This window comes from Citromicrobium bathyomarinum, from assembly GCA_001306305.2.
Classification (GTDB): domain Bacteria; phylum Pseudomonadota; class Alphaproteobacteria; order Sphingomonadales; family Sphingomonadaceae; genus Alteriqipengyuania; species Alteriqipengyuania bathyomarina.
In genome coordinates this window covers 1453366-1466691 of record CP155577.1, presented here as the reverse complement: position 1 = coordinate 1466691, position 13326 = coordinate 1453366, and the positions used below count along the sequence as shown (strand labels likewise).

At 65.2% G+C, this 13326-nt stretch carries 13 protein-coding genes and 1 other RNA gene; 6 read left to right on the top strand and 8 right to left on the bottom strand.

Features of this window, described 5'->3' with window-relative positions:
* From VO57_007225 to VO57_007215, 3 genes are all read right to left on the bottom strand, one after another.
* On the bottom strand, window positions 1–915 hold the full coding sequence (locus VO57_007225; protein ID XBL71114.1) for a sulfite exporter TauE/SafE family protein: 915 nt from the start codon (window positions 913–915) through the stop codon (window positions 1–3).
* Window positions 916–979: 64 nt separating this feature from the next.
* Window positions 980–2128: a hypothetical protein gene (locus VO57_007220; protein ID XBL71113.1), complete on the bottom strand. Its 1149-nt coding sequence runs from the start codon at window positions 2126–2128 to the stop codon at window positions 980–982.
* The gene (locus VO57_007215) at window positions 2125–3522 is read right to left on the bottom strand and encodes a glycosyl transferase family protein (GenBank protein ID XBL71112.1); all 1398 of its coding nucleotides are present in this window, start codon (window positions 3520–3522) and stop codon (window positions 2125–2127) included. Before VO57_007215 ends, VO57_007220 begins: the two co-directional genes overlap by 4 nt.
* A 90-nt stretch (window positions 3523–3612) precedes the next feature.
* Here VO57_007215 and nhaA point away from each other — a divergent pair, with 90 nt between their 5' ends.
* The 3 genes from nhaA (at window position 3613) to VO57_007200 (ending at window position 7069) form a co-directional block, all read left to right on the top strand.
* Entirely contained in the window at window positions 3613–4842 is a 1230-nt protein-coding gene (gene nhaA, locus VO57_007210) for a Na+/H+ antiporter NhaA (protein ID XBL71111.1), read from the top strand.
* 103 nt (window positions 4843–4945) lie between these two features.
* Window positions 4946–5743 carry a metallophosphoesterase family protein gene (locus VO57_007205; protein ID XBL71110.1) on the top strand — a complete coding sequence of 266 codons (798 nt, stop codon included), beginning with the start codon at window positions 4946–4948 and terminating at the stop codon, window positions 5741–5743.
* Window positions 5744–5746: 3 nt separating this feature from the next.
* The gene (locus VO57_007200) at window positions 5747–7069 is read left to right on the top strand and encodes a UDP-glucose/GDP-mannose dehydrogenase family protein (protein XBL71109.1); all 1323 of its coding nucleotides are present in this window, start codon (window positions 5747–5749) and stop codon (window positions 7067–7069) included.
* Between the two features lie 13 nt (window positions 7070–7082).
* On the opposite strand, the gene rnpB is transcribed toward VO57_007200, so the two are convergent.
* From rnpB to VO57_007180, 4 genes are all read right to left on the bottom strand, one after another.
* Window positions 7083–7464, bottom strand: an RNA gene (gene rnpB, locus VO57_007195) — RNase P RNA component class A.
* 50 nt (window positions 7465–7514) lie between these two features.
* Complete coding sequence (locus VO57_007190) at window positions 7515–8219, bottom strand: N-acetylmuramoyl-L-alanine amidase (GenBank protein XBL71308.1); 705 nt, start codon at window positions 8217–8219, stop codon at window positions 7515–7517.
* A gap of 26 nt (window positions 8220–8245) precedes the next feature.
* On the bottom strand, window positions 8246–8926 hold the full coding sequence (locus tag VO57_007185; GenBank protein ID XBL71108.1) for a histidine phosphotransferase family protein: 681 nt from the start codon (window positions 8924–8926) through the stop codon (window positions 8246–8248).
* Between the two features lie 129 nt (window positions 8927–9055).
* On the bottom strand, window positions 9056–9445 hold the full coding sequence (locus tag VO57_007180) for a M67 family metallopeptidase (protein ID XBL71107.1): 390 nt from the start codon (window positions 9443–9445) through the stop codon (window positions 9056–9058).
* A 114-nt stretch (window positions 9446–9559) separates the two neighbouring features.
* On the opposite strand from VO57_007180, the gene VO57_007175 reads away from it, so the two are divergent.
* Window positions 9560–10504 (top strand): RluA family pseudouridine synthase, encoded by a 945-nt coding sequence (locus VO57_007175; GenBank protein XBL71106.1) that lies wholly within the window; start codon window positions 9560–9562, stop codon window positions 10502–10504.
* 134 nt (window positions 10505–10638) lie between these two features.
* Window positions 10639–11544: an RNA polymerase sigma factor RpoH gene (rpoH, locus tag VO57_007170; protein XBL71105.1), complete on the top strand. Its 906-nt coding sequence runs from the start codon at window positions 10639–10641 to the stop codon at window positions 11542–11544.
* Between the two features lie 66 nt (window positions 11545–11610).
* On the opposite strand, the gene VO57_007165 is transcribed toward rpoH, so the two are convergent.
* Window positions 11611–12354: an SDR family oxidoreductase gene (locus VO57_007165; protein XBL71104.1), complete on the bottom strand. Its 744-nt coding sequence runs from the start codon at window positions 12352–12354 to the stop codon at window positions 11611–11613.
* A gap of 134 nt (window positions 12355–12488) precedes the next feature.
* Here VO57_007165 and mtgA point away from each other — a divergent pair, with 134 nt between their 5' ends.
* The gene (gene mtgA, locus VO57_007160; GenBank protein XBL71307.1) at window positions 12489–13163 is read left to right on the top strand and encodes a monofunctional biosynthetic peptidoglycan transglycosylase; all 675 of its coding nucleotides are present in this window, start codon (window positions 12489–12491) and stop codon (window positions 13161–13163) included.
* Window positions 13164–13326: the final 163 nt, after the last annotated feature.

Sequence of the window (13326 nt, the reverse complement as noted above, 5' to 3'; positions counted from 1 at the left end):
TCACAGATTGACCACCGAATACACCTCGTCCGGCTGGATGCTGAGACCGAACAGCATCCTCAGCGCGACCAGCAGCACGATCGTCGCCAGCGCAAGACGCAGCCAGTCTGGTTTCAGCTTCAACGCGATCCTCGTGCCGAACTGCGCGCCGAGGACGGAGCCGACCAGCAGCAGCGCCGCCAGCACGAGGTCGACCGCCTTGGTCGTCAGCGCATGAGTCATGGTCGATGCCATAGTGACGAACAGAATGTTGAACAGCGAGGTGCCGACCACGACCTTGCCGCTCATCCCGAGGATATAGAGCATCGCCGGCACCAGCATGAAGCCGCCGCCAACGCCCATCAGCATGGTCAGGATGCCCACGCCGGTGCCCAGAATCAGCGGCGCGAGCGGGGAGATGTACAGCCCCGAGCGATAGAAACGCCAGCGATAGGGCAGCGCGGCGACCAGCGGGTGGTGGCGCCGCTTGGCCGCACGTTTGAGGCCCTTGGACTGGCGGATGTTCAGCGCAGCCAGCGCCTCGCGCATCATCAGCGCACCGATCGAGCCAAGCATGAAGACGTAGAGGATGTTGATGACCACATCGATCTGACCGATCGACTGGAAGAAGCTGAACAGGGCGGCACCGATCAGCGCGCCGAAGATGCCGCCCACCACCAGCACGCCGCCCATCCGGTAATCGACCCCGCCGCGCCGGTTGTGCGCGAGCACCCCGGAAACGCTGGCCCCGGTCACCTGGGTTGCGGCGGATGCGGCGGCAACGGTCGGCGGTATGCCGTAGAAAATCAGCAGCGGCGTGGTGAGGAACCCGCCGCCGACCCCAAACAGGCCCGACAAGATCCCCGTCAGCGCGCCGAGCGCGACGATGACCAGCCCGTTGACCGAGAGATTCGCGATGGGAAGATAGACATCCATTTTCGGGGTCGAGCCGTAGTCCTTTCGCCCCTGCGAATAAAGCGTCCCTCGGCTTAATTCGGTACTAAAAGGATGCCGCCAGCGTCACCGCAAGTCCATCGCCCGGCACCGCGTCGCCTGCGACCCTCAACCGGTAGTCGACCGAGCCGCGGAGGGTCGTCCTCCCGGTGGTCAGGGTTGCACTCGCCGTCGGGCCGAGATCAAGCCGGGTGGCACCACGCTGCGCCCCGCCCCATGCGCCGCCGCCGATCGCCACCTGCTCCCTCTCGCTCCGAATCACCGGTGCTTCCACGATCGCCCTGCCGTCGACGAAGCCGGTGGCGTAGTCGCCACCCACGTAGCCAGCCTGAAGATAGCCTTCCGCCTCTAGCACTGGCCCGACCTGACGGCGCGGCAGCCCGGTTACGACGTAGGCGGCGGGGCGCACCTGCGTACCGCCGGGGCGGTTGGTCACCCGCAGCTCGCCATGCACGCGCAGCGGGACGTTTCGTGCAAGACCGATACTGACGCCTGCCGCCGCCTCGCTCTCGCCACCGGGGACCAGCGCCTTGCTGGCGCGGGCATAGGCCGTCGGCTGCAGCGCAGAGCCCGGGACAAGCGAGTAACGCGCCACCGCACCGATCTGGTCGCTGCCGTAGCTTGCGGGATTGACACTCGCCAATCGCGGGCCGGCCCCTCCCTGGCGGACCAGCAGCCACGCATCGGCGGACCAGCGATCCACCTGCGCAGACCGCGATCGGGGGTGTGGTGAAGGCGGGACCGAGGCCTTTATCCACCCTCTCCGCTGTTCGGGCGAGATCATCGCAAGACGGTCATAGGGCGGCACCAACCCGAAGGCGGCGGCATAGAGCAACTGGTGATTGGCAGAGAGGTTCGATCGGGCAAGCTGCGCAGCGGCGGGAGTATGGGCCACAATGGCCAGCGAAACGCCTCCCTCGTTGCCTTGGACAGCACTGCCGGAGGCAACGGCATCTCCGCGTGCTCCCACCAGTTCGGCATGCAATTGCTGGAACGTATCGGCCTGCGAAACCCCATCGGGGTCCGAACGGGGTGCCTCCTCCAACGCATCTGTCCGGGCTTTGGCGAACAGTCCGCCGGACGGTGGCAAAGCGAAGGGTATCTCCCAGAACGAGGCGCGAACGCCGACCCACGCTGCGAGGATGGCGAACATCGCCATCAGCGGGCGCCCTCCCCTGCGGCCCGACCCGATCATGCCAGCATCTCCTGCGAGACCGCAGGATGTTCGCGATGCTCGGTCTTGTCCCACCGCAGGGTCCCGCCCCGCAGGCTGAACACATATTGAGCGACCGCACGGCGCGCAGCCATGATCGCGATGATGTTGCTCAAGGGAATGCGCAAAACCGCCCGCATGCCCTCCCTTGGCCCGTACTCGCGCGCGGTGAACAGCGCGCGGCACGCCGCCCGCCAGCCAAGGCTTGCCGCGTTGGCGATCAGCAGCGCCTTGGTTGCGGGGGTGACGACCGGCGCGCGCGCCAACCCCAGCTGGTGGGCGATTGCCAACCCACCAGTCAGGAAGACGAGCAGATAGGCGACGAACAGCACCAGCGCCGAGAGCGGCCCGCGACGGTCGCGCACGCGCATCCAGCCGTCGAGCGGCCGCCCACTCCAGCCCATCCGATCCCACCCCTGCAGCGCGATGCCGCATACCCAGCGGGTCTTCTGCCGGACTGCGGTCTCCAGCGTGCGGGGAAAGAAGGCACGCGTGGCGATCAACCGCCCGTCTTCTCCGCGTACCCGGACGAATTTGGTTGCGCCGCCGGCTTCCGCGATCTTGAGCCCCAGTTCGTAATCCTCGGTCAGGCTACTAGCGTCGAACGGTCCGCTGCACCCACTCTGGACGTCGAGCAGGGCAAGCCGCTCGCGAGAGACCGCACAGCCCACGCCTGCCGAGGGAAAGCCTGCGCGCAGCCAGTCGCGCACCACCATCGCCTTGGCATGCGCCTCGGCAAACTCGTCGATGTAGTGGCCCGATACCCAGCGCGACCGGCGCTGGCGCATCGGCAACACGGGCAATTGCAGCAGTTCGGCTTTTGCCAGCCCCGCATCGAGTAGCGACAGGGCGGCAGGGTCGACCATGTCCTCCGCATCATGGATCACCACCATCCGGAAGCGCATCCCCTCGCGCCGTTCGTCCTCCTCGATCGCGCGATAGAGCCGGTTCATGCAGTCCGCCTTGGTCGTCGGGCCGCGTGCCGAATGGACCACGATGCGCACCCGCGACTGGCCCCGCGCGGCCCGCGTTGCTGCCCCGATGGTGGCCGGGTCGTTCGCATAGCAGCCAACGTAGAGGCGCAGCTGAGCCTGCGGCCATGCATCCAGCAGGTGCCGCATCGTCGCGCCGATCACGTCGTCTTCGTGCCAGGCAGGGATGATCGCTGCGGCCGGCCCGGCAATCGCGCGCCCTTCGACAGCAGATCGATCGATCCGGGGCGTGCGAATACGCCCGCGCACGCGTCCGGCCAGATAGAGCGCGTCGATCGCGAGCTCGTCGAGAGTACCGAGAAGAAAGAAAAGGCTCGCGAACAGAAGCAGTTCGTGCTGGAGCAGGACGAGCCAGTCGACTGGCGTTAGTTCCGCCGCTAGCATGCTGCCCGGTCCCCCCCTTGCCCTCAGGTAGCAACCTATCGAAGCGTTCGGGGCCTTGCAACGCGCGAAAGATTGAGAAAAAGGGGCCCCATGCTCGAACCGATCCGCAAACCGATCCGCCGTGCCATCGCTCCGGTGCGCGCCCTCTTCGTCAGCGATGCCTCGGCGGGCGTGCTGCTAATCCTGGTCGCTGCGGCGGCGCTGGTGGTGGCGAACTCGCCTCTGGCGGAAGATTACCACGACCTCCTCTACACCTATTGGTGGCCCAAAGAGGTCTTCTACCTCAACGACTTGCACCTGTGGATCAATGATGGCCTGATGGTCATCTTCTTCTTCGTCGTCGGGCTGGAGGTGAAGCGCGAACTGATCGCGGGCGAGCTCTCCAGTGCGGACAAGCGGACCTTGCCGATCATCTCCGCAGGCGCGGGGATGGCGGTGCCGGCCCTGATTTTCGTCAGCATCGCGGGCAGCAATCCGGAGCTGATCCGCGGCTGGGCGATTCCGGCGGCGACCGACATTGCTTTCGCTATGGGTGTTCTCGGCCTGCTCGGCAGCCGCGTCCCCGCCTCGCTGCGCCTGTTCCTGCTGACCGTCGCGATCGTCGACGATATCGGCGCGGTGCTGGTCATCGCGGTGTTCTATACCGCCCATCTGGACGTCATGTGGCTGGCGATTTCGTTCGTCGTCTTCGGCGCGCTGGTCGGCATGAACCGCTTTGGGGTGAAGAGCTTCTGGCCGTTCCTTCTCGGCGCGATCGCGCTGTGGCTGGCCGTACTGTTCTCCGGCGTTCACGCGACCATCGCGGGCGTGCTGGCCGCGCTGACCATTCCGATGCGCAAGGTCGATGGCCATTCGATGCTGGAGAAGGCCGAGCATGCACTCGCGCCGTGGAGCGCCTATCTGGTGGTGCCCATTTTCGGTTTCGCCAATGCCGGGGTCCACATCCTCGACATGACGGTCGAACAGATTTTCGCGCCCCTCCCGCTTGCGATCGCGACCGGCCTGTTCCTCGGCAAGCAGCTGGGCATTTTCACGATCGTGTTCCTGTCGGTAAAGCTGGGCATCGCGAAGAAACCCGAAAACGCGAACTGGATGGAGATATGGGGGGTCACGATCCTGACGGGGATCGGCTTCACCATGTCGTTGTTCATCAGCGGGCTGGCGTTCGGCAATTCGCAGCTGCTGGTCGATGAGGCGAAGATCGGCATCCTGCTGGGTTCGATTATCTCGGCGATTATCGGCTATGTCGCGCTGCGCCTGACCACGCAGCACCCCGAAGAGGCAAAGGTCTACGAGGAGGCGCGTCAGGCAAAGCCCTGACCGGCAGCGCTTGCGGTCGCAGCGGCGAGGGCCTATCTCGCGCCGCATCCGGGCACCGCAACAGGCGCGCCCCGCGACCGCATGCACCATTACCGATAAAGCGATGCTAAAGCCCCTCCGCACCCTCTTTCGCAAAGCGCCATCGGCCCCCAGCGCCTCCACGCCGCCGGGCGAGCGCTTCTACGCGATCGGTGATATTCACGGGTGCGATCGGCTGTTCGAGGCGCTGGTCGAAGCGATCGAGGCAGACGATGCCCAGGCGCCCGAAGCGAAAACCACGGTGGTGCTGCTGGGCGATCTGGTGGACCGGGGCCCCGGCAGCGCGCAGGTGATCGATACCGCTCGTGCCTGGGGCAAGCGGCGCAAGGTCCGCTATCTGGCCGGCAATCACGAGGAAATGTTCCTCGAAAGCTTCGAGGATCGCGAGGTGCTCAAGCACTTCCTCAAGCATGGCGGGCGCGAGACGATCCTGAGCTACGGGATCTCCAAATCCGAGTACAACGATCTGGAAGTCGACCAGCTGCGCAAGCGTCTCCACACGCTTGTGCCAAAGAAACATCGCGATTTTCTGGCCAGCTTCGAAGAGATCATCGTCGCGGGCGATTACGCCTTCGTTCACGCAGGCGTAAATCCGAAACAGGCGCTGGACCAGCAGAAGCGCAAGGATCTGCTGTGGATCCGTGACCGCTTTCTGGCGCACGGCGAACCGTTCGAAAAGGTCATCGTCCACGGGCACACGATCTTCGAAGATGTCGAACAGCGGCCCAACCGCATCGGCATCGACACCGGCGCTTTCCGCTACGGGCGCCTGACGGCGCTGGTGCTGGACGGTGAAACGCGCCGCTATATTCAGGCAGTCGATCGCGACGGAGATATCGCGATCGAACAATGGGATGATTAAGCCATGAAAATCGCAATGGTCGGCTCGGGCTACGTCGGCCTGGTCTCGGGTGCCTGCTTTGCCGATTTCGGCCATGACGTGGTCTGCATCGACAAGGACGAGGACAAGATCCAGCGGCTGCGCGAAGGCATCATGCCGATCTACGAGCCGGGCCTGGACGATCTGGTCGACAAGAATGCGAAGGCGGGCCGCCTGTCCTTCACCACCGATCTGGCCGAGGGCATTGCCGGTGCGGGTGCTATCTTTATCGCGGTCGGCACGCCCAGCCGCCGGGGCGATGGCCATGCGGACCTCTCCTTCGTCTACGCTGTCGCGCGCGAGATCGGCGAATCGCTGACCAACGACGCGGTCGTGGTGACCAAGTCGACCGTTCCCGTGGGGACCGGCGACGAGGTCGAACGGATACTCTCGCAAAGCCCCGCCGTGACCGAGCGCGGCCTGAAGGTGTCGGTGGTCTCCAACCCGGAATTCCTGCGCGAGGGTGCCGCGATCGGGGATTTCAAGCGTCCCGACCGCATCGTGATCGGGGCCGAGGACGATTTCGGGCGCGAGGTGATGCACGAAGTCTATCGCCCGCTGTTCCTCAACGAATCGCCGATCCTGTTCGTCGGGCGGCGCACCAGCGAGCTGATCAAGTACGCCGCCAACGCCTTCCTCGCGACCAAGATCACCTTCATCAACGAGATCTCCGACCTGTGCGAGAAGGTCGGCGCGAACGTGCAGGACGTTGCCCGCGGCATCGGGATGGACAACCGGATCGGTTCCAAGTTCCTCCACGCCGGGCCCGGCTATGGCGGCTCGTGTTTCCCCAAGGATACGCTCGCCCTGCTCAAGACCGCCGAGGACTACGAGAGCCCTGTGCGGATCGTCGAGGCGGTGGTGAAGGTCAACGACACCCGCAAGCGCGCGATGGGCCGCAAGGTGATCGACGCGCTCGGCGGCCTCGACGCAGCGCGGGGCAAGCGGGTCGCGATGCTGGGCCTGACCTTCAAGCCCAACACCGACGACATGCGCGATTCCCCCGCGATCGGCGTTGCGCAGGCGCTGGTCGATGCCGGGGTTTCCGTCGCCGCCTACGATCCGGAAGGCATGGAGCAGGCCCGCCCGTTGATGCCCGAGGTGGAGATGAAGGACGATCCCTACGCCGCCATCGAGGGCGCCGATGCGGTCGTCATCGTGACCGAGTGGAACGTGTTCCGCGCGCTCGACCTCAACCGGGTCAAGCAGCTTGCCAATGCCCCCGTGCTGGTCGACCTGCGCAACATCTACAAGCCTTCCGACATGCGCGAGGCCGGGTTTGAGTACACCAGCGTCGGTCGCGAATAGCGCCGGAGCAGGCGGTGCCAGGAGGCCTGTAAGCCGGGTTCTGTACCCGTCTTGCGACGGGTGGCAGCCATTCATCTAGACCGCCTGTTGCCAGACGGTTCGAGCAGCCAACCCGGACCCTCAAGAGCGAAGCGCTCCTGCCACGAATGGCGCGGGGTCCCTATTCGGCCTTGCTCCGGGTGGGGTTTGCCATGACGGGATCTGTTACCAGGCCCCCGGTGCGCTCTTACCGCACCCTTTCACCCTTGCCCGCTCCTGTGCAGGAACGTCGGCGGTTTGCTCTCTGTGGCACTTTCCCTGTGGTCGCCCACGGCGGGCGTTACCCGCCACCCTTACTTCGTGGAGCCCGGACTTTCCTCGCGTATTCGCATACCCGCGGCTGCCCGGCCTCCTGGCGCGGCCGATATAGCGCTCAAATCGCGAATAGATAGACCACTGCGCCTGACTAGCGCGCCAGCCCGCGGTCGCGGTCGAGCAGTAGCTGAAACAGGATCGCGCGGATTTCGCCGTCGATCACGCCGTCGATCAGTTCGGGCCGCCAGCGCCGCTGGAACGCCTCGACCACCTTGCGCCCGTCGCTGATGTCGTAACCGAACCGCTCCAGCGCGAGGTAGAACGCCCCGTCATTGTCGAACGGATCGCCCAGCTCCAGCTTGGTCGGGCGCGGCAGGCACAGGCCCAGCTGCGCGATCCGCGCCCAGGGAAACAGCTCGCCGGGGTCGGTCTTGCGCTGCGGAGCAACGTCCGAATGGCCGACCACATTGGCGCGAGGGATGTCGTAACGCTCCACGATCCGCGCCAGCAGGGGCACCAGCGCGGCGATCTGCGCATCGGCGAATTTGCGGTAGCCATAGGCGTGGCCCGGATGGTCCAGTTCGATCCCGACGCTGACCGTGTTCACATCGGTCTCGCCCCGCCAGTAGGAGACGCCCGCGTGCCACGCGCGCTTCTCCTCGGGCACCAGCCGGGTCACCTCGCCCGCTTCGCTGATGATGTAGTGCGCGGAAACCTTGGCCTCCGGGTCGGTCAGCCGCTCGATCGCGGCGTCCGCACCTTCCATCTCGGTATAGTGGAGCACGACCATCGAGACGGGCGCATTACGCTCGTCGTAATTGGGCGAGAGCCGCTCGGCGTGAACCAGTTCGTCCATCCCCCCCTCGTCGTGCTCCGCCCCGCTCATCCCGCATACGCCGGAGTATTGGAGCCGCCATTGGGAAGCGTCGCGCCCATCAGCAGCGTGCCTACCTCGGCATGTGTCTGGATCAGCCCGCCCTCCTTGTCGGCCAGCATCGCCAGCAGATGTGCAGGCGCGGTGCGCCCGGTCAGCTCGGCCGGGTCCATTCGCCCGCCCAGCGCCTCGCCGATCACCGGATCGAACGCGATCTTGGCGCCCGCTGCGCGCACCACGATCTCGGTCGCGTCGTCGCGGACTTCGATCCCCACATCCAGCGTGCCGCCGCGCACCAGCGCGTCGAGCCCGATATTCGCGAGGTTGAGCATCACCTTGGCCGCGGATTTCGACACGCTCGCCGCCTCGATCGCCCAGTTGAGCTCGACCCGCTTGGCATCGGCGGCCAGCGTCTCGATCACCGCCTTGGGTTCATCGATCGACACCTGTTCGCCGAACCCGCCCGCTGCCCCGAAGGCGAGGCGGAAGAACTTGAGCTTGGCCGCGCTGGTCCGCGCGCTCTGCTCCAGCAGCTCGAAACAGCGCTGGCGCATCTGCGGGTCTTTCTCGTCCGCGAGAAGCTCCAGCCCGTTGGTCAGCGCGCCTACGGGGCTGAGCATGTCGTGGCACAGGCGCGAACACAGCTGGCTGGCGAGCAGCAGCGGATCGGTTTCGTCCATACCGCTCATCCCCGGCCTCCCGCATGCATTGCCCTGACACACCTGACACACAGTCCAGGGAGAGAAAACCTGCCCTGTTTCACGGGTGAAAGGAGCGGTGTCGGATCGGTGGGTGCGCGATTGGTCATCGCCGCCTGCCTAGCGCGGTGCGACTGCGTAGGAAAGCGCCACGAATCCCTCTTCCCCATCCCTGAAAAAGCGGACTTCGCGGCCTGCGACGATCGCCCAGACCCGCCCGTCATGCGCGGCGCTGGCGCGGTCGGTGGCGGACGGAGTCGGATCGCCCGTGGGGTGCGAGTGGTAATAGCCGATCACCTGCGGCCCTGCGCCCCGCGCAGCCTTGTGCGCGGCGATCAACGCATGCGGATCGATCTCGAAATGGCGCGATGGATCGGGGTGGACATTGGCGGTGGGTTGGGCGTGCGTGATCGTCGTGCCTTCGCCCAGCAACAGCCCGCAGCATTCGTGCGGGTGGGCATCGCTCGCAGCTGCGAGGAGGTGGTCGAGGCACTGGCGTTGAATGATCACCTTGCCCCAATACAGTCTTTCCCGCGAAGGCGGGAATCCCGCTTGTGTCGATATGCGCAGGGTTAGCGGGGCCCCCGCCTTCGCGGGGGTGACGAAATGAGCTAGGGGGCGCTGGTGTCCACACCCGAAACCCTCACCGGCACCATCCCCGCCCCCGCCCGTCTCGACAAGGCGCTGGCCGACGCCACCGATCTTTCGCGGGAGCGGATCAAGGGGCTGATCGCGGACGGGCAGGTGAGCGTGGGCGGCAAGCGCGCGACATCGCCATCGGCCAAGGTTGCGGCGGGAACGCCCTTCACCATTGCCCTGCCCGCACCCACCCCGCTGGAGGCGGAGCCGCAGGATATCCCGCTGGTCGTCGCGTACGAGGACGCGCATCTGATCGTGGTCGACAAGCCTGCGGGCATGGTGGTCCACCCGGCGGCGGGCAATCGCGACGGCACGCTGGTCAACGCGCTGCTCTATCACTGCCGGGGGCAGCTTTCGGGGATCAACGGGGTCGAACGGCCCGGAATCGTCCACCGGATCGACAAGGATACCTCCGGCCTGCTGGTGGTCGCGAAGACCGACGCCGCGCACGAGGGGCTGGCGCGGCAGTTCGCCGATCACAGCATCTCGCGCCGCTACGTTGCGGTGTGCGCAGGCCAGCCGCGGCCCGCCGAAGGGACGATCGACGCACGCCTTGGCCGGTCGGACCGCGATCGCAAGAAAATGGCCGTGCTCGACCCCCAGTCGACCCGCGGGAAGCACGCGGTGACGCATTATCGCACAACCAAAACTTTCGGGGTCGCAAGCATTCTTGAATGCCGGCTGGAGACCGGGCGAACCCACCAGGTACGCGTTCACTGTGCGTCAATCGGTCATCCGCTATTGGGAGACCCGCAATATGGACGCGATCCCAAGGCCTTGCGGCCGATCATCGAGAAACTGGCGTTCCGCCGGCAGGCGCTCCACGCAGCCAGCCTCGGCTTCATCCATCCCGCAACCGGCGAACGGCTCGAATTTCGGGCCGACCTGCCCCGGGACATGGGGGAACTGATCGACGAAATCGCTCGTTGAAATCGATGAACACAACTCGAAAAATTCCGGGAAGTGGCCTATATGAAGAGGTGTGGCCCAAGCATCCCGAATGCCCAGCAGGGGTTCGGGGCCCAAACGGGGGGATGGGCTGACACAGAAAGGTTAGGGACGAAGTGAGTAAAAGCAAGGCAGTAGCCATTCCGGCCCTCGGCGGCGAGCAAAGCCTCAACCGCTATTTGTCGGAAATCAAGAAATTCCCCGTGCTGACGGCAGAGCAGGAATACATGCTCGCCAAGCGGTACGAAGAGCACGAAGACCCCGAGGCTGCGGCCCAGCTGGTCTCGAGCCACCTGCGGCTCGTCGCGAAGATCGCGATGGGGTATCGCGGCTATGGCCTGCCCGTGTCCGACCTGATTTCCGAAGGAAATGTCGGTCTGATGCAGGGCGTCAAGAAATTCGAACCCGATCGTGGTTTCCGCCTCGCGACCTATGCGATGTGGTGGATCAAGGCGAGCATCCAAGAATATATCCTGCGCTCGTGGAGCCTGGTGAAGATGGGCACCACCGCCGCGCAGAAGAAGCTGTTCTTCAACCTGCGCCGGATGAAGAAGAACCTCGACGCGTACGAAGACACCGATCTGCATCCCGACGATGTGAAGAAGATCGCAACCGACCTCGGCGTGCCCGAGCAGGAAGTGATCAACATGAACCGCCGGATGCTGATGGGCGGCGACAGCTCGCTCAACGTGTCGATGCGCGGCGACGAGGAAAACGCCAGCCAGTGGCAGGACTGGCTGACCGACGATCGCCCGTTGCAGGACGAAACCACCGCCGACACGCAGGAGGCGCAGGTGCGCCACGCCATGCTGTTGGAAGCGATGGATTCGCTCAACGATCGCGAGAAGCACATCCTGACCGAACGCCGCCTGACCGAAGACCCGCAGACGCTCGAAGAGCTGAGCAAGGTCTACGACGTGTCGCGCGAACGCATCCGCCAGATCGAGGTGCGCGCGTTCGAGAAGCTTCAGAAGGCGATGCAGCGCATCGCGAGCGAGAAGCTGATGCCCGTCGCGGCCTGACGCCCTCGCATTGCTGCACCCGAACAAGACGCCGCCCCGCCATCGTGCAGGGCGGCGTTTTTCGTGTCAGCGGTTGGCGAGCATCTCCATGAACTCGCCGACCTTGCCGTCCTTCTCGGCATTGCGGAACGGGCGGACGAACTCGACGCACACTTCCTCAGGCGTCGGCTGCTGCTGGAACAGCGTCATCACCTCTTCGATATAGGCGTCAAGCGGCATGTACCCTTCACGCTCCGACTGGCCCGGGGTCAGCTCGGTCTGCACGCCCGGCGGGGCCAGCTCGATCACCTCAATGCTGCCCTTGAGCTGCTGGCGCAGCGACAGGGTGTAGCTGTGCAGCGCCGCCTTGGTCGCGGAATAGGTCGCGGCCTTGGGCTGCGGCACGAAGGCGAGGCCCGAGGTGACGTTGACGATGACCGGGTTCTCGCGGGTCTTGAGATGGTCGACCAGCGAATCGGTCAACCGGATCGGGCCGAGCAGGTTGATCGTCACTTCCGCAGTGGCATCGCCGAGATCGCGCGAGGCGGTGATGTCCTCGTACTTCATGATCCCGGCATTGTTGAACACCGCGTTGAGCTCGGGGAAGCGTTCGACCACTTCCCTCGCGAAGCGCTCGACCTCGCCCGGCTGCGCGACGTCGAGCGTCATCGCGTGGATGTTGTCGTAGCCCTGTGCGGTCTCCTCCAGGGCATCGCGTGTGCGCCCGGCGACGATCACCGTGTTGCCCAGATCGTGCCAGCGGCGGGCAAGCTCGCGGCCGATGCCGCTGCCGCCGCCGGTGATGAGGATGGTGTTGCCCGATAGTTTCATAGCACGATCGCCTTTCATGGATTTCAGACCTGCCATGTAGGTCGCGCGCGCGGCTGCGGGAGGGGGCGATGCGGATTTGCGGGCCACGCGTACGCGGGTGATTGTCGCCCTGCGGCGCAGCCTCTAGATAGCCGATCGTGTTTTTCCGTGCCTTCCAGATCCTGACCGCACTCGTCGCGACCTTCATCGGGCTGAGCCTGTTCCTCACGCTCGCCTTCCGTTTCGTGCCCGTGCCCGTCACCTGGACGATGATCCTGGACGAAAACGGCTACACCAAGGACTGGCGCAGCCTCGACAATATCGACCGCAGCCTGGTGCGCGCGGTGATCGCGGCGGAAGACCAGAATTTCTGCGTCCACGACGGGTTCGATTATGCCGCGATCGAGGCCGCGATGGAGAACAACATGAAGGGCGGCAAGCTGCGCGGCGGATCGACGATCAGCCAGCAGACCGCCAAGAACGTGTTCCTGTGGCAGGGCGGCGGTTTCTTCCGCAAAGGGCTGGAAGCGTGGTTCACCGTGCTGATCGAGAAGCTTTGGACCAAGCGGCGGATCATGGAGGTGTACCTCAATGTCGCCGAAACCGGGATCGGCACCTATGGCGCGCAAGCCGGATCGCTACGCTATTTCGGCCACGGTGCCGACCGGCTGAGCAATAGCGAGGCGGCGCGTATGGCGGTCGCCCTGCCCAGCCCCAAGAAGCGCGAGGTCAAGAACCCGCAGGGCTGGCTGCGCCGCCACGGCGACCGGACCGCGCGCGCGATCGGCACCATGGCGCGCGAAGGGCTGGACGCGTGTGTCTATCAATAGCGGCCCGCGAATAGCTGGCACTTTCAGCGACTTGGGCGTTTGCGACGTCGCTGTGGGTTCTTCGATCTTGTCGAATGATATTCCATATCTAGCTGATTTAACGAGATTTTTCTTGTGCAGCGGCGGAGGCTGCGCCTAGTCCGCCGATGGCAGACAGGGGCCG

Bases quoted from the DNA above. Each gene is read 5' to 3' on its own strand.
- VO57_007225 (XBL71114.1), bottom strand. From the start codon at position 915: ATGGATGTCTATCTTCCCATCGCGAATCTCTCGGTCAACGGGCTGGTC.
- VO57_007220 (XBL71113.1), bottom strand. From the start codon at position 2,128: ATGATCGGGTCGGGCCGCAGGGGAGGGCGCCCGCTGATGGCGATGTTC.
- VO57_007215 (XBL71112.1), bottom strand. From the start codon at position 3,522: ATGCTAGCGGCGGAACTAACGCCAGTCGACTGGCTCGTCCTGCTCCAG.
- nhaA (XBL71111.1), top strand. From the start codon at position 3,613: ATGCTCGAACCGATCCGCAAACCGATCCGCCGTGCCATCGCTCCGGTG.
- VO57_007205 (XBL71110.1), top strand. From the start codon at position 4,946: ATGCTAAAGCCCCTCCGCACCCTCTTTCGCAAAGCGCCATCGGCCCCC.
- VO57_007200 (XBL71109.1), top strand. From the start codon at position 5,747: ATGAAAATCGCAATGGTCGGCTCGGGCTACGTCGGCCTGGTCTCGGGT.
- VO57_007190 (XBL71308.1), bottom strand. From the start codon at position 8,219: ATGGACGAACTGGTTCACGCCGAGCGGCTCTCGCCCAATTACGACGAG.
- VO57_007185 (XBL71108.1), bottom strand. From the start codon at position 8,926: ATGAGCGGTATGGACGAAACCGATCCGCTGCTGCTCGCCAGCCAGCTG.
- VO57_007165 (XBL71104.1), bottom strand. From the start codon at position 12,354: ATGAAACTATCGGGCAACACCATCCTCATCACCGGCGGCGGCAGCGGC.